13 protein-coding genes are annotated in these 16,928 nt (G+C 46.9%); 10 read left to right on the top strand and 3 right to left on the bottom strand.

Annotated elements, in window-relative coordinates:
- Positions 1-6: 6 nt before the first annotated feature.
- Positions 7-1,278: an asparagine synthetase B gene (locus H3H32_RS02355; RefSeq protein WP_182461078.1), complete on the bottom strand. Its 1,272-nt coding sequence runs from the start codon at positions 1,276-1,278 to the stop codon at positions 7-9.
- 142 nt (positions 1,279-1,420) lie between these two features.
- Between H3H32_RS02355 and H3H32_RS02350 the strand changes: the two genes are divergently transcribed.
- Positions 1,421-3,982: a M1 family aminopeptidase gene (locus tag H3H32_RS02350; RefSeq protein WP_182461077.1), complete on the top strand. Its 2,562-nt coding sequence runs from the start codon at positions 1,421-1,423 to the stop codon at positions 3,980-3,982.
- 245 nt (positions 3,983-4,227) lie between these two features.
- Here the strand turns inward: H3H32_RS02350 and H3H32_RS02345 are convergent, their stop codons facing one another.
- Positions 4,228-4,530, bottom strand: coding sequence for a hypothetical protein (locus H3H32_RS02345; protein ID WP_182461076.1), 303 nt, complete (start codon positions 4,528-4,530; stop codon positions 4,228-4,230).
- 142 nt (positions 4,531-4,672) lie between these two features.
- On the opposite strand from H3H32_RS02345, the gene H3H32_RS02340 reads away from it, so the two are divergent.
- Both H3H32_RS02340 and katG read left to right on the top strand, forming a co-directional pair.
- Positions 4,673-5,395 (top strand): lysoplasmalogenase, encoded by a 723-nt coding sequence (locus H3H32_RS02340; protein ID WP_182461075.1) that lies wholly within the window; start codon positions 4,673-4,675, stop codon positions 5,393-5,395.
- A 154-nt stretch (positions 5,396-5,549) separates the two neighbouring features.
- Entirely contained in the window at positions 5,550-7,841 is a 2,292-nt protein-coding gene (gene katG / locus H3H32_RS02335; protein ID WP_182461074.1) for a catalase/peroxidase HPI, read from the top strand.
- Between the two features lie 83 nt (positions 7,842-7,924).
- Here katG and H3H32_RS02330 read toward each other — a convergent pair whose 3' ends face one another.
- Positions 7,925-8,203, bottom strand: a complete 279-nt coding sequence (locus H3H32_RS02330; RefSeq protein WP_182461073.1) for a YtxH domain-containing protein — start codon at positions 8,201-8,203, stop codon at positions 7,925-7,927.
- Positions 8,204-8,383: 180 nt separating this feature from the next.
- Between H3H32_RS02330 and H3H32_RS02325 the strand changes: the two genes are divergently transcribed.
- The 7 genes from H3H32_RS02325 (at position 8,384) to H3H32_RS02295 (ending at position 16,873) form a co-directional block, all read left to right on the top strand.
- Positions 8,384-9,238 carry a methylated-DNA--[protein]-cysteine S-methyltransferase gene (locus H3H32_RS02325; protein ID WP_182461072.1) on the top strand — a complete coding sequence of 285 codons (855 nt, stop codon included), beginning with the start codon at positions 8,384-8,386 and terminating at the stop codon, positions 9,236-9,238.
- Between the two features lie 28 nt (positions 9,239-9,266).
- On the top strand, positions 9,267-9,959 hold the full coding sequence (locus tag H3H32_RS02320) for a 2OG-Fe(II) oxygenase (RefSeq protein WP_182461071.1): 693 nt from the start codon (positions 9,267-9,269) through the stop codon (positions 9,957-9,959).
- The gene (locus tag H3H32_RS02315) at positions 9,956-10,213 is read left to right on the top strand and encodes an Ada metal-binding domain-containing protein (protein WP_182461070.1); all 258 of its coding nucleotides are present in this window, start codon (positions 9,956-9,958) and stop codon (positions 10,211-10,213) included. The genes H3H32_RS02320 and H3H32_RS02315 overlap by 4 nt, the downstream gene beginning before the upstream one ends.
- Positions 10,214-10,554: 341 nt before the next feature.
- Complete coding sequence (locus tag H3H32_RS02310) at positions 10,555-11,667, top strand: sensor histidine kinase (RefSeq protein WP_182461069.1); 1,113 nt, start codon at positions 10,555-10,557, stop codon at positions 11,665-11,667.
- Positions 11,668-11,769: 102 nt separating this feature from the next.
- Positions 11,770-12,540, top strand: coding sequence for a LytR/AlgR family response regulator transcription factor (locus H3H32_RS02305; RefSeq protein WP_182461068.1), 771 nt, complete (start codon positions 11,770-11,772; stop codon positions 12,538-12,540).
- Between the two features lie 232 nt (positions 12,541-12,772).
- Positions 12,773-13,045, top strand: coding sequence for a hypothetical protein (locus tag H3H32_RS02300; protein WP_182461067.1), 273 nt, complete (start codon positions 12,773-12,775; stop codon positions 13,043-13,045).
- A gap of 537 nt (positions 13,046-13,582) precedes the next feature.
- Positions 13,583-16,873 carry a SusC/RagA family TonB-linked outer membrane protein gene (locus H3H32_RS02295; RefSeq protein WP_182461066.1) on the top strand — a complete coding sequence of 1,097 codons (3,291 nt, stop codon included), beginning with the start codon at positions 13,583-13,585 and terminating at the stop codon, positions 16,871-16,873.
- The last annotated feature ends 55 nt before the right edge of the window (positions 16,874-16,928 follow it).

Below are 16,928 nucleotides of genomic sequence, written 5' to 3'. Positions count from 1 at the left end.
TCCTTTCTACGTCTTGCGCTTCTTTTTCCGAGCCGAAGGAAATAACACGTTATTCAAGATAAGCCGGTAACCGGGCGAGTGCGGGTGTAGATTCAAATCGGTGGGATTGCGGAAACCGCCCCCTCCACGCAATCCTTCTGGATCATGACCACCATAAAACGTCCATTGGCCCTTGCCCACTTCGCCGTAGAGGTAACGGTCAGAGGATTTACTTTCGCCCATCACTAAGCTACTCGGCTTCACAGCCCCCTTCCGAAAGGCCGTTGTCTGGCCAAAAAATTCCTTGATAATCGACTCGTGGTTCTGCGTCAGCATGGCCGGAATGACATCCCACTTGGCCGAAAAATTAAATAGCTCAAAGAAGCCCTGCGGTTGATCGAAACCACGACCACCGGCAGAGTTAATATCCGAAAATGTCGAGAAACCCCGGTAGCCATTGTCCGATTCGAGCGTGAAATTGCCAAAGGCAAACGTCTTGGTAAAATCAAGCTTCTGTTGAGCATTGGGGTCCATATCGTCGCCATCGTAGCTGCTCCCGACAATATCGACGCCATCGGCCGCCAGAGCAATATCGAGTGTTTCGGCAGCTGAGCACATGGCAAACAAATAGCCTCCGCCCGCACAAAATGCTTTAATAGCTTTGGCAACAGCCAGCTTCATCTGCGATACTTTCGCATAACCATATTTACGGGCAATGTCTTCCTGAGCTTTAATATCGGCTAAGGTCTGCCGATGCATGTTTCGGCCATACTGCCCTGTAAAATCCTCGTGGTGTAAATGCAGCCAGTCATATTTTGCCAGATCACCTTTGAGAATTTCTTCGTCGTAAACGACTTCATACGGGATTTCGGCGTAGGTGAGCACCAAGAGCACAGCATCGGTATTTTCGAACTCAGCCGGACTCACTTTAATGGGCGAATACACAATGATTTTGGCCGCTTTCTGAAGCGTCACCACATTCATATTCACATCAGGGTCGGATAGTTGCTGGCGAATAGAAGCAGCTTGCCCATCCGAAATTGTCTCAAACGAGACACCCCGAACCCGACATTCAGTTTCGAGGGCAGTGGTGTATTTAATCATAAAACTGCCGCCCCGATAGTTCAGCAGCCAGTCAACGTCCTGATCGTCTTTTAAGATTTTGTACGCAATACCATACGCTTTCAGGTGGTTGGTTTGCCGGTCGTCCATCGGAATCAGGACGTGATTGGCCAAAACAGGCATAGTATTGCCCAAAATTGCCAGCAATAGCAGCAGAAAAGATAGGTGCTGTTTCATAGAGTACCTTATTTTTGACCAACAAATTAGTTGTCATTGATTGCCATACGCTGTCGGTAAGGTCATTCATTGGTAAACTATGGAATGACTACCGCGAGGACGCCCCCGCACTGACCATCACTGACTATTAAATGACCATTCTATGAATCGTTACGGCATTACTCTATTCCTCTTTTTCTTCATCGCCATGCTAGGCAACGCACAGTCTACACCAGCCATTGAAGCGGGTGTATCGCAAACATTGGCTAAGGCACGCAGGCAGCAAATCAGCCAGCTGGCGTATGCACTAAAGTTCGACATTCCAGCGCAGAAAAACCAACTAATTCCAGCCAGTGAAACAATAACATTTACCTGGGCCCGAACAACGGCTCCACTTCAGATCGACTTTAAGGAAGAACGTACTCATATCCAGAAAGTTTCAGTCAATAAAAAGGAAATTCCGGTTGTGTTTGAGAGCGAACATCTGCTGATTTCTACTGCTTTTTTGCAGCCCGGAAAGAACACTATTTCAATCCAGTTTACGGCGGGTAATTTGTCGTTGAATCGGAACGATGATTACCTCTACACACTGCTTGTTCCCGACCGTGCCCGAACCGTTTTCCCCTGCTTCGATCAGCCCGATCTGAAGGCCACGTTTCAACTGTCGCTTACGATTCCAACAAACTGGCAAGCGATGGGCAATGCTGCGGTTAAGGACTCATCTATAGCGGGCGAACGCAAAACGGTCAATTTCCAGGTCTCCAACATTATTCCCACGTACTTATTCTCATTTGTAGCCGGGAAATTCTCACCAGTAACCCGTACGCTTAATGGCCGGCCAATGACGCTCCTGCACCGGGAAACCGACACGACCAAAATTCGCCTGAGTATGGAGACGCTCTTTAAACTTCATGCCGATGCACTGACGTTTCTGGAAGACTATACTCAAATTCCTTACCCATTCCAGAAGTTTGATTTTGCCGCCATTCCCGACTTTCAGTACGGCGGCATGGAGCACGTAGGCGCCATTGACTATCGGGCCTCGGCTTTGTTTTTAGATAATGGGGCCACTCGCGATCAGCGGTTGTCGCGTGCCAGTGTTATTTCGCACGAAACGGCGCATATGTGGTTTGGCGACATGGTTACAATGCGCTGGTTCAACGATGTCTGGCTGAAAGAGGTTTTCGCCAATTTCATGGCCGACAAAATCACCGAAGTATCCTCCGCCGATGCCAACTACGATCTCCAGTTTGTAGTCGATCATTTTCCGGCCGCTTATGCCGTTGATCGTACCGAAGGCGCTAACCCAATTGGGCAACCACTCGCTAATCTGAAAGAAGCCGGAACGCTCTACGGTGGCATCATTTACCATAAAGCGCCTATCATGATGCGGCAACTGGAGCGACTCATGGGAAAAACAGCCCTACGCGACGGATTACGTGAATACCTCAAAAAATACGCATTCGGCAACGCAACCTGGGCCGATCTTATTGCCATTTTAGACGCTCGAACACCCGCCGATCTGGCTGCCTGGAATCACGTCTGGGTAAGCGAAACGAGTCGACCAAAATTTAGCTATCAACTCGATAAGCAGGCCGGAAAAATTAGCCGATTCACGATTTCGCAGATGGGGGAAGATGGTACAAAGCGCTTGTGGCCACAGGGATTTGAAGTTGCCCTCGTTTATCCCGACCATGTAGAGGAATTGACCGTGCCTATGAATCAGGCTACCGTAACGCTTACCGAAGCTGTTGGCAAAGCCGCCCCGTCGTTTGTTATTTTCAATTCATCGGGGCAGGGTTACGGCATTTTTCCGGTGGATACCGCGATGATTTCGCAACTGGGTACGGTGAAAAATCCCGTTACGCGAGCTGCTGCGTACATCAACCTGTACGAAAATATGCTTTCGGGTCAGGTCGTTAGTCCAGTTAAGTTGGCTACTGTCTATCAAAGTCTGTTAGGCAAAGAAAGCGAAGAGTTAAATCTGCGCTTATTGGCGAGTCAGTTGGCAGATATCGTCTGGAATTTCACCAAGCCAACCAATCGACCAGCCCTTGCCGCTTCTGTTGAGAAAGAGGCCTGGCAGGCGATGGAAAATGAAAAAGCTCCCGGCAAAAAGAAACTCCTCTTTCGCTTATACCAGAACATTGCGCTCAGTTCCGAGGCCAAAGATCGGCTGTATGCTATCTGGAATGAGCAAAAGGCACCCGCTGGCGTAACGCTCACCGAAGATGATTACACATCGCTGGCTCTTGCATTAGCTGTACGAGATTACCCGGTTGAGGGAATCCTGACGAAGCAATTAGCACGCATCAAAAATCCAGATCGTAAAAAGCGGCTCACGTTTATGATGCCTGCTCTATCGGGCAATGTAGCTGAGCGCGATCAATTCTTTGCCTCTTTGGCCAACGAGACTAATCGGGAGCGTGAGGCCTGGGTGGTAGATGCTTTGGGCTATCTGCATCACCCCTTACGAACCGTGACCTCAGCAAAGTATCTGCCTAAAAGTCTGGAGCTGTTAGACGAGATTCAGCGAACAGGTGATATTTTCTTTCCTGAACGTTGGGTGAGTTCTACCTTATCGAGCTATCAAACACCGGAAGTAGCACAGCTCATTCGCAAATTTCTGGCCGACCGGCCCAATTACAACCCGCGTTTACGAGCCAAGTTGCTACAAGCCGCCGACAAACCATTTCGAGCTAGTAAGTTGGTTTACCAACCCTAGATCTGAACAGTAGCCAGATCCATTTCGGGCTTTATTCGCGTAGATATCTCCGAAACGACAAGCACGAAATCTCATTCAACTTATGTAATCACGTAGCCCTGTTGTAGGTGCTCATGTTGTTCTTCGAAAAGTAAGGTATTTCGTTTTCTAGCTATAAGAAAGGCCAGTCGTGATCACACAACTGGCCTTATACTTGTAAACCTATAAGGTCTTTGAGACCTTATAGGTTTAAACCAAATAATTCTTTAGTTGGCAGCTTCGATAGCCGCAGCAGCTTCAATGGCGGCAATGGCCGCGCTGTTTTTCTCAGCGTATTCATCACGCTTACTTTCGAAGTGGGAAAAAATCTCAATAATCGTGTCGAGGTTTTCGGCAATCTTACCGTGCATCGTACCCAGATTTTTTTCCAGATACGAGTCATTTAACCCATTCATATTATCCACTTCAATCTTACCTATTTTCTCGATTAAAGCCGTCTGGCTGTTTTGCAGGTCTTCCAGTTCACGAACAATCTTGTTCATCAACTCAAACTTCTGTAGCTTATCCATATTATTTTTTGTTGAGTATTGTTTTATAAACGAGCTATCAACAAAATGGTTTGATTTTAGTCACTTTTGAGCAGTAAGCAGTAGATATGCAATTGCGCTTTATTCTGTATGCAAATGGACATTCTGCTGTCCGTTAACCACCATGTATACAAAGCCGACCCTACTTTTCACCATCGCATTTATCGCCATAACTTGCCTCGAAATGCTGGGCGATACGCTATCCATCCAGTGGCTACATTATGGTTGTAAACCGCTTATTATGTTGATGCTCCTGGGGTATTGCTGGCAACAGTATCGACCAGCAACTTTTCCGTTAGTAATCCGCTGGCTAATGATCGGTATGGTATTCGCCTTGTTGGGCGATGTTTTTTTAATGATTCGTGAAGTCGACTTGTTTGCCCCAGGATTGGGCGCATTCCTGGTCATGCAATTGTGCTATAGTCGGGCATTCTGGTTATCCATTCGTCAAGCCGGGATGCTACTCACCATTCAATCGATCTGGAAACGTGCGCTGCCTTTCCTGATATACCTCATTATTTTCCTAATCCTGCTCAGGCCAGCCTTCGCACAAAATCCAGCTTTGCAGGCATTGTGGTGGCCAGTTGTGGTATATGCTATTTCCCTGAATACGATGGGGTTGCTCGCCGTACTGCGTCAGGGTACACTGCATTATGGATGGGTAGTTGCTGGCGCGTTATTATTTATCCTATCCGATTCCTTAATTGCTATCGATAAGTTCCTGCAAACCATCACGGGGGCAGCCTGGTTGATCATGAGTACATACGCGGCTGCTCAATATATGATTGTCACGGGCACTCTGACCCATGAACAATCAACTCGACCACTCCATCAAGCTGGCAGCTAGATCATATAGTATTTATCGATACGATAATCAATTAAATCAATTTGATTTATAGCTCTCATCCTAGTAACCTTGCACTAGTAAATCACTTCATCGTCTTTTCGAAAGTCATATTAACCTACATATTCAGACAAGTCCTTAACAATAAGCTGTAAAAATGGAAAACAAATCAGGAGACATTAGCCAATGCCCGTTTCACAACGGAACTCTAAAAAGTGAGCCTGCTCAAAAAATTAGCGCTGCTGGTGATGGAACCCAAAACCGCGATTGGTGGCCCAATCAGTTAAAGGTGAACATGCTTCGTCAGCATTCTTCATTGTCTGATCCCATGGGGCAAGGCTTCAACTACGCCGAAGAATTCAAGAGCCTTGATCTGGAAGCCGTGAAGCAAGACCTTCATGCGTTGATGACTGACTCCCAGGACTGGTGGCCAGCTGACTTCGGTCATTATGGACCTTTGTTCATCCGCATGGCCTGGCACAGTGCGGGTACCTACCGCATCGGTGATGGTCGTGGCGGAGCAGGTGCAGGACAGCAACGATTTGCTCCACTTAACAGCTGGCCCGATAACGTTAGTCTCGACAAAGCTCGCCGGTTGCTTTGGCCAATTAAACAGAAATATGGTCGGAAAATCTCCTGGGCCGACCTGATGATTCTTACAGGTAACGTTGCACTGGAATCGATGGGTTTCAAAACGTTTGGTTTTGCCGGTGGACGTGAAGACGTTTGGGAGCCAGATCTGGATATTTACTGGGGTTCTGAAAAAAAATGGCTGGGTAGCGATCTGCGTTATGCAGGTGGTTCTGAGGGCGTAGATGAGCATAGCGTATTGGTATCCGACGAAGATCCAAGTGGCAAAATCCACGCTCGCAACCTGGAAAAACCACTGGCGGCTGCCAACATGGGCTTGATCTATGTAAATCCAGAAGGACCAGACGGCAATCCTGACCCACTTGCTTCGGCGAAAGACATCCGCGATACATTCGGACGTATGGCCATGAACGACGAAGAAACCGTTGCCCTGATTGCAGGTGGCCACACGTTTGGCAAAACCCACGGTGCTGCTTCGTCGGAACACGTAGGACCTGAACCAGAAGCGGGTGACATTGAATTACAAGGTTTCGGCTGGGCAAACAACTATGGCTCAGGTAAAGGTGGCGACACCATCACCAGCGGCCTGGAAGTAACCTGGACCACCACGCCAACGCAGTGGGGCAATGGCTTCTTTGAGAACCTGTTCAAATACGATTGGGAACTGACCAAGAGTCCGGGTGGTGCCCACCAATGGGTGGCTAAGAATGCCGAGAACATCATTCCAGATGCTTATGACGCATCGAAGAAGCATGCGCCTACCATGCTTACCACCGACCTGACGCTGAAGCTTGACCCTGGTTTCGAAAAGATTTCACGGCGTTTCTACGAAAATCCCGACGAGTTTGCTGATGCCTTTGCGCGTGCATGGTTCAAACTGACACACCGCGACATGGGTCCTCGGGCTCGATACTTAGGTCCTGAAGTTCCAGAAGAAGTCCTGATTTGGCAAGACCCAATCCCAGCTGTTGATCATGCGTTGATCGATGAGAACGATGTAGCTGCGCTGAAAGCCAACATTCTGGCTTCTGGCCTGGCTGTATCTGAGCTAGTATCTACAGCCTGGGCTTCGGCTTCTACCTTCCGTGGTTCCGATAAACGGGGTGGTGCCAACGGGGCGCGTGTCCGCCTGGCTCCTCAAAAAGATTGGGCGGTAAATAATCCAGCTCAACTCGAAAAAGTATTGGGTATCTTAGGAAGCATCCAGGAAGAGTTTAACAGCACGCAAGCCAACGGTAAGAAGGTATCACTGGCCGACCTTATAGTACTGGCGGGTTCTGTAGGTGTTGAAAAAGCGGCCAAAGATGCAGGACAGGACGTAACTGTACCGTTTACGCCGGGCCGTATGGATGCGTCGCTCGAGCAAACGGATATCGAATCATTTGCCGTACTGGAACCTATTGCCGATGGATTCCGCAACTACCTGAAAGGCAAATTTACGGTATCGACTGAAGAGTTATTGATCGATAAAGCGCAACTGCTAACCCTAACGGCCCCTGAGCTAACGGTTTTGATCGGTGGTTTGCGTGCCTTGAATACGAACTACGACGGCTCGAAACACGGTATTTTCACCGAACGACCAGGTGTGTTAACGAACGATTTCTTCGTAAATCTGCTCGATATGAACACAGCTTGGAAAGCCACCGCTGATCATAAAGAAGTATTTGAAGGACGGGATCGAAAAACGGGCGAGGTGAAATGGACAGGAACCCGCGCCGATCTTGTGTTTGGTTCAAACTCCGAACTGCGAGCAATTGCTGAAGTGTACGGAAGCTCCGATGCACAGGAAAAATTTGTGAAAGACTTCGTAGCGGCCTGGGCCAAAGTGATGAATCTTGATCGATTTGAGCTAGCTTAATTATTTCTTTCTCCAATAAAAAAACGCCGGACATTTTTGCCCGGCGTTTTTTTATTGGAGAATACTGATTCGTTTATCAGTCGTTAGGCGGCATCTGGCTTCTTACCCAGAATATCATGGATAGTGGCTTCGGCATCCGGGAAATTGGTTTTTAGCATCTCGGCAAGCTGTGTTTTCAATTTCTCAAAATACTCCGGTGCGTTATCAATGGCTCCTTCGGCTTCCGTTTTGAGTTGCATCCCTTTTTCTTTCAGGTCAGACATCAATTTCTGACCATCTTCTGTTTGGGCATACTTATTAAGCGCTACCCCAGCGGCTGCTCCGAGGATAAATGTGGCTAAGTGTTTCGCGTTGACAGACATTGGTTTTGTTTTTAGTTGGTTAAATTACCAGACCAACCTACCCAATAGTTTTTAGAATGCAGCATGCAATGTGAGCAGTTGTACATTTAGACTGTTCAACGGTCAAAAAACTCCGCAAGAATCGGGTTTCCTCCCAGCGCAGGTATTCCGACATTTGTATAGGTCAAACAACAATATTAGATGACAACTGCAAGCACCTACACCTATCAACAAATTGCCAGCGCTATTGAGCACCTGACCACTCACTTTCGGGAGCAACCATCGTTGGGCGAACTCGCTGAGAAAGCGAACCTGAGCGAATTCCATTTTCAACGGCTATTCACCGAATGGGCCGGAGTTAGTCCAAAGAAATTCAGTCAGTACCTAACCCTGGAACATGCTAAAAATCAACTTCGTAAAGGTGCGCCCCTAAGCGATGCTGCCCACGGAGCGGGGCTGTCGGGTACGGGCAGGCTTCATGATCTGTTCGTAACGATCGAGGGGGTTACACCCGGCCAATTCAAGCAGGCTGGCGCTGGCTTAGTATTACAATATGGCGTATTCGACAGCCCATTTGGCCACTATGTTTTGGGGTCAATTAATGGTAAAATCGCTCTGCTGCATTTTCTGAATGAGGGCGACGATCCTGAAGCTATCTTAACGGCAGCCTGGCCCGAAGTAACGCTTCGCCAAGACTCAGCCAACGTTCAAGCACTGGCGAATCAGATCTTCCCCTCTAATGACGCCGAAGCACTAACACACCCTCTCCCCGTTTTACTCAGAGGATCGGCTTTTCAACTCAAAGTATGGGAAGCTTTACTCAAAATTCCCGAAGGGCGGCTGGCCAGTTACGACCAGATTGCTGAGGCAATCGGGCAACCCACAGCCTCTCGGGCGGTTGGCACGGCTATCGGCAGCAATCCAGTTGGTTATTTGATTCCATGTCATCGGGTTATTAAGAAAACAGGTTTGTTTGGCGGCTATCGCTGGGGAACAGACCGGAAACAAGCCATGCTCGGCTGGGAAGCTGCACGCACAGAATTGTCTGTTAGTTAATTGGGTTTCAGGTTAAAACAAGTTTCTTATGAACGCCACTATCGACTGGTCGACTTACCAAACGACGCTCTCCGAATCGGGATTTGTTTTACTTCCTCCACGCCTATCTTCCGACGAATGCCTTGAACTAGCTAGCCTGTTCGATCAACCAAACCTACATCGCAAAACCATTGTGATGCAGAAGCATGGTTATGGAAGTGGTGAGTACAAATATTTCAATTATCCCCTACCTGCCCGCCTTGATGCACTTCGTCATGAGCTATTTAAGCCAATAGCCCTCGTTGCCAACGACTGGAACGAAAAACTCGGTCTTACCCAACGCTATCCAACCGATCTTGACGAGTGGCTGGCCATTTGCCACAACGCAGGCCAGAAACGCCCAACAGCGCTAATCCTAAAGTACGGTTCAGGTGACTGGAATGCGTTACACCAGGACATTTATGGCGAACTGTATTTCCCGTTTCAGGCCGTTTTATTTCTCAATCAACCGGGGCAGGATTTTACGGGCGGTGAGTTTGTTTTGGTGGAACAACGACCCCGTATGCAATCTCGGGCCATCGTACTCCAACCTGAACAGGGTCAGATTCTCATCTTCACGACGAAATTTCGGCCAGGGAGAGGGTCACGAGGGTATCATCGGGTTGGCATGCGTCATGGGGTCAGTGAAGTAAAAAAGGGGCAACGGATGACCATTGGGCTCATTTTTCATGATGCCACATGATTCGCCAGACAGCACTTGGAGCAACCCGTTTTGCCCAGCTCCGAACTTTAGTAACACTCATAAACCAACAGGCAATTACGCTAGGCGGTCATCGTCCGGGTAAAATTTATGGTAAGCTCACCTGCCGGACGGGCAAACGCATGAAGCCCGAAAACCGTGTGTTTTTTCAAGACGAGCGAGAAGCCTTGCACCTTGGCTATCGGCCCTGTGCGATCTGTATGCCAGAGACATACAAAATCTGGCGAACCAGTTAATAACTACAAAAGCGAAGGAGAACGTAATCAGAGCCGCCTAAAGCGGCTTTTTTTACATTCACAGAGGCAAACTCACCTGGTTCGGCTCAGAGTAAACTAGCTCACGGAGCAGTATTTGTCTCCCAGAATAAGCAGGTTCGGAGAACATGTTGACGTACGAAGGAAAATAGAATTACAAGTTTAGCGCTAAAACCTACAGTACAAGTTTACGTAAATATACTTATAGAGTCGATTTGCATTAGGCTTCCCCTAATTACGCTAAAAAGTGCTCCACTATCCACAAATGACATTAAGAGAAGAACCCAGATTAGAAAAAAAGATACTGCCTTAGCTTCTTAAGCATGAACAATACCATTGAGAACCAGCTAACCTATAAACAAAAATGGCAGCTTGCTACAACTGTGTTCGCCATTTACTGGCCTATTCGTATCTACGTTCATGTAAACCACTTTTCGCTCGAATTAGTCCAACGGGTATGGCCTTTCTGGATCATGGAAATTATCGTGACGATTCTGTTCTTTGGGCTATGGCTCACGGTTACAGATTGGATTCAGCAACGTTTTTTTAGCAAGATGAACAGGGAATTTCTGATTGAGTTTGACTTACCCGCTCAGCTAGCTACTTTAGTCGTGGCAGGTGCCCTGGCGGTCTTATTTAATATGGCTTTTCACCGAATGTGGATCACAATGGCAGGTGTGGAACGTTTCCATTTTTCGCAGCCAATTCGTACTTCAGCGCTCAACTTAAGCCCTGAAGAGAGTAATCAACGAAAAAAAATCGATAACGGATTAACCATCATGGCTATGTTGTCGGCGTTCTATCTGGCGGCTAACCGAAGAGGGTACAAACGATTGGAAGCCATAAAAGTAAACGCGGAGCAACTTAAACAGGAGGCTATCCAGGCTCAGTTTATGGCGCTTAAAAACCAGGTAAATCCTCATTTTCTTTTCAATAGCCTAAGTATTCTTTCCTCACTTATTGAACCTAATCCTAAACTCTCTATTCAATTCGTTGGTCAACTGGCAAAGGCGTTTCGTTACATTTTAGAACAACGGGATACCAACTACATTAAACTTCAGGATGAATTAAACTTTACGAATGCCTATACGTTTCTACTTCAAATTCGCTTTGGTGAAAAGTTGAAGATTAGGACCGATGTATCGGCATCCATAGCGACTAAATACAACATTGCTCCATTAACCCTACAGCTGTTAATTGAAAATGTAGTAAAACACAATCAGATGTCGAGCGAAGAGCCTCTTCTTGTAAACATACAAACTGAAGACGATTATTTATTGGTTACCAACCCTATTCGACTGAGGCCCCAGAAAGAGGCTTCGACAGGCTTGGGACTAAAAAATATTGCCGATCGGTACCGACTACTTACCGAACGTCCTGTTTACTTTGGCGATCAGGACGGCATATTTATTGTTAAAATTCCGCTGCTTGCCTAGTTGCCATTTTAGGACTTTCGCCTGGAGCCGTGCCACGGCTATCCAGGTGGGACAATTGAACCGTGGCACGGCTCCAGGCGAAAGTCCTACATTTAAAACGTTATGAATGTATTAATCATTGAAGATGAAGCATTAACCGCTCAGCGGTTATCTACCTTGCTTCATGAATATGACCCCAGCATTAAAGTACTGGCTTTCCTGCCATCTGTAGCCAAATCGATCAACTGGCTAACCGCTCCTCAACCTGCTTCGCCAGATTTGATTTTTCTGGATATTTTTCTGGAAGACGACTTAGGATTTAGCCTGATTGAGCAACTTAATTTAACGATTCCAATCATTTTTACGACGGCCCACGAGAACCACGCCTTGCAGGCATTTAAAGCCAACAGCGTCGATTATCTGCTTAAACCCATTGGCATTGAAGAGCTTACGGCAGCGTTAAATAAATTCAAACTATTTCGTCAATTACCCAATGAGCCGGGGACCGAGCACCTTGTTGTAGAGCAGCTCGCAAGAGGAGATGAATCCAAAACCTACCGCGACCGATTTATGGTTAGCGTCGGTCCTAAACTCCGCAGTATTCGAACTGATGCAATAGCTTATTTCTTTTTTGAGAATAAAGCGACCTACTTAATGCCCCAGGTTGGCCCTCCAATATCGATTGATTATAGCCTGGATAAACTAAGCCAACTGGTCGATCCTGGTCAGTTCTTTCGTGTCAACCGTTCGTATTTAGTGGCTATTGATGCAATCCAATCCGTTCATACCTATTCAGGGAGTAAACTCAAAGTTGAGTTACAGCCAGCGGCCCGTCAGGAAGTGTTTGTCAGTGTTGAGCGTGTCACTGAATTTAAAGATTGGCTAGGCCGATAAGCTATTAATACCTCTCTTCTCCTCCCGGTTTCAACCGCCAAAATCCCGAATTCAACCCCCCAAACCCGGAATCAGTCATCTTTTTTTTCGTCTTCACTAACCGCTGGGCAAAATTAGCAATGTCTTTCTGCCAGATTTAGTAGGCGGATGGACAACCTGACAACTGCTGACAGCTGCAATTAGCCACTGTCATCGGTAGTTCTCAACAGTTACACAACTGATTACTGGGGTTATGAATTACTATTTCTATGCGTATTTCCGCAATCCAAAAGTAACGTTACATGTCGGTAGTTGCCGGTTTTGTAACAATGGGAAAGGGATGCAACCCAAAAAGCTTGGCTATTTAACGGGTCGTTGGCGAGGTGGCTATGCCAGCTTTGAACTCGCTCTGGAAGCCGCTCAGGGATTTAGCCAGGATTTAGGTGTACAGCCTGTTTATTGTCAGCGGTGCTTTCCAGGAGTAACGGAATCAAACACGACTCAACAAGCACTATCGCGCAATTAGTATACGTAATCAGACTCGAAAAGATCGATTAAGTCGTCTGATTACTAATGGATTCAGCGAGTCTTAAGGTAACGAATTTCACTAGAGGGATACGTTATAAAGTTCATTTTTCTAAACCCTAACCTTTATAAGACGATACAACAAAAATCACAGTATATACTGAGTAATTTAGTTAAGTATTAACACTTAGTTTTTGTTAATTTAACTAAATATATTAACAAAAAAGCTCGTAAAAAATCAATTTTTCAAAAATGAAGAATTGATTTTTTACGAGCTTTTTTGTTGAAAAAATTGGACAAAAGTGCTTTCGTTAATTAAAATTTAATTCACAAAAAAAAAGATAATTTAATTAACATAAATTGTAGATTAACTAATTGATAATCAATGCATATATATTATTACAATTTAACTTTTTTCATAATTAGATTATTAGATGAAAAAATAGACCATAGTACTATTTATATATCTTTTTGAAATATAAATCTCACCCTCTAATATTGAGCCGATTACTCATTTTAAAAAACCAACCTAATCTTCATGAAAGCAACGTTCTACAGATTTCTGCAGACAGCTTTTCTGGGTGCATTATTATTGCTGGGAAACTTCAAAGTTTCCGCCCAGGACCGTCGCTTGACGGGTAAAATTACAGGCAGTGATGGCGCTGTGCCAGGTGCCAACATCGTACTGAAGGGTACTCAAACTGGTACCAGTTCCGATGCAAATGGTAGTTTCTCGATGAACATCCGGGGAGCTAGCCCAGTGCTCGTTATCTCGGCCATCGGATTTAAGACGCAGGAAGTTTCGGTCGGCAATCAAACCAATATTGACGTCCGACTCGAAGATGATGCGACTGCTTTAAGTGAGGTTGTTGTAACCGGGTACTCCACCGAAAACCGCCGGGATGTAACCGGTGCCGTTTCGACGGTGAAACCAGCCCAACTGAAAGTGGTTCCTTCCGCTAACGTTGAGCAACAGTTACAGGGCCGCGTAGCTGGGGTAACCGTTATCACCAACGGGCAACCAGGTACATCCAGCCAGGTGCGGGTTCGTGGTTTCGGTTCGTTCGGAGGTAACCAGCCACTTTACGTGGTTGATGGAGTTCCTACCCAGAACATCCAATTCCTATCACCAGATGACATTGAAAGCACCACCGTTCTGAAAGATGCCGCTTCGGCCTCTATTTATGGAGCGCGGGCTGCTTCGGGTGTAATCGTGTTGACTACCAAGAAAGGTCAGCGCCGGGCTCAGAAATTAACCGTCACCTATGATGGGTTAATTGGTGCTACCGATCCAGGTAAAAGCTTACCAATTTTGAACCCACAGGAACAGGCTGACTGGACTTGGCAGGCACGCAAAAATGACTTGTTTCAGGCCGGTACAACACCTGATGCAACGAGCTTCGCGGGTATCGCGGGTGGTCAGTACGGTACGGGCTTAACGCCCGTTCTACCTGATTATCTGCTGGTTGGTAGTCGTTCAGGTTTGTCGGCTTCGCAAGTTGATTTAACGGCTGAAGCTGCTAAGTACAACGTTAATCCAGCTAACGGTGCTATCTATAACGTTATTCCTGCAAACAAAGCAGGTACCGACTGGTATGCAGCCATCACACGGGTTGCTCCTATGATGCGTCACTCATTAGGTTTCTCGGGTGGTACCGAATCCAGCCGTTTCTACATTAGCCTGGCTATGCAGAAACAAGCGGGTATCGTTATTTTCAATGATTACTCTCGCTACACGCTTCGCGCTAACACAGAGTTCGATATCACCAAGAAACTCCGTTTTGGTGAAAATATCCAGATGGCTTATATCTCGAATAAAGGTGTTTTGGGTGGTGTAGGTAACCAGTTTGGTAACTCTACGAATAACAACTCAAGCTCATCTTCAGATGAAAACGAGGTATTAACGGCTTTCCGCACTCCGCCGATCATTCCAGTTTATAACTCATTTGGTGGGTATGCGGGTACCGCTGCTCCTGGTTTTAACAACCCGCACAACGCGGTTGCCGACCGGACTGCTAACGCTAACAACGGTAACTTCAATGTCTCTGCGTTTGGTAATGCCTACTTAGAGTACGATGTCCTTCCTTCACTGACCTTACGCAGTAGCCTTGGTGGTAACTATTTTACTAATTACTACAACAGCTATGGTCGGGTACAGTACGAAAACTCGGAAAACAACACGACCTACACTTACAGCGAAGGGTCAGGCTATGGTTTAGCCTGGACGTTTACCAACACGGCTACCTTCAAACAGAAGTTTGGTCGTCATGACATCTTCGCTTTGGGTGGTATCGAAGCGTTAAATAATGGTGCTGGACGCAACATTGGTGGTTCAGGCCAGAACCCCTTCTCGACCGATCCGAACTACGTAACCATCAGCACGACAACGCCTGGTGCTACCCGGCAGGTCAATAGCGGTTATTACCTGGGTAACAAGTTTTACTCATTGTTTGCACAGGCTCGTTATACCTACAACGACAAGTACATCCTGACGGGGGTAATTCGTCGCGATGGTTCATCGCAATTTGCGGCTAGCAATCGTTACGGGGTATTCCCAGCTGTATCAGGCGCTTGGCGTCTATCGTCGGAAGAATTCATGAAAAACCTGCCCTGGGTATCGGACCTGAAAGTACGGGGTGGTTATGGGATCATGGGTAACTCCAACTACCTGAGTGCTACTAACCAGTATAACTTGTATGGTGGTGACGCTAGCCAGGGTTATGATATCAATGGCTCGAACGGCTCGATTGCTTCAGGTTTCTATCGGAGCCAGATCGGTAACGCAGCGGCTAAATGGGAATCCAGTATCACGAAGAATATTGGTATTGATGGATCGTTCTTCAACAACAAGTTAGAAGTCGTTCTTGATTTCTGGCAGAAGGATACCAAAGACCTGTTGTACCCATTGTCGCTGCCTGGCGTAGTTGGTGTTCGCTCGAGTGCTCCGTACAAAAACGTAGCGAGCATGACCAACAAAGGGATCGACATCTTGGTAACCAACCGGGGTACCCTATCGGGTGATCTGACCTATGAAGTGACGGGTATCGCCAGTTTCTTAAGTAATAAAATCACGGCGATTGACCCATCGGTTCCTTACTTCACCGCAGGCGGTACTCGTTTAGGTACGCCCGTTGTTCGTAACCAACCTGGCCAGGCACTGTCTTCGTTCTATGGCTACAAAGTGATCGGTCTGTTCAACAGCAAAGAAGAAGTAGCCGCTGCGCCAACGCAGGATGGTGCCGCTCCAGGTCGTTTCCGCTATGCTGATACCAACGGTGATGGAAAAATCAACGATGATGACCGCCAGTTCCTGGGCAACCCAATTCCGAAGTTCACGGGTAGTATCACCCTGACGCTGAGGTACAAAGGTTTCGACTTGAATACCAATTTATATGCATCTTTGGGCAACAAGATCTTCAACAACCAACGTTGGTTTACCGACTTCTACCCATCCTTTACGGGTGCTGCGGTTAGCGGTCGGGTGAAAGATTCGTGGTTACCAACGCACACCAACACAACGGTGCCCATCTTCGAAAGTGCTTCGAACTTCAGCACCAACACCCAGGCGAACTCGTACTACGTAGAAAACGGTTCGTACGCCCGGATGCAGTATCTGAACCTGGGTTATACCTTCCCAGCGGTTGTGTTGAACAAAGTTAACCTGAGCCGGTTGCGTTTATCGGTATCGGCAACCAACCTGTTCACCATCACCAAATACTCGGGTCTTGACCCAGGCGTAGGCGGATCGGCTGACCAGAACTTTGGTATCGACGTAGGTAACTACCCTGTTCAACGTGGCTATAATGCGGGCTTAAGCTTCGCTTTCTAATTCTATTCAGAGACAACGACAGGATGTGGGATTTACTTGAATTCAACATCCTGTC

The sequence above is a fragment of the Spirosoma foliorum genome (assembly GCF_014117325.1).
Taxonomy (GTDB): Bacteria; Bacteroidota; Bacteroidia; order Cytophagales; family Spirosomataceae; genus Spirosoma; species Spirosoma foliorum.
This window is presented reverse-complemented; position numbering and strand designations above follow the sequence as displayed.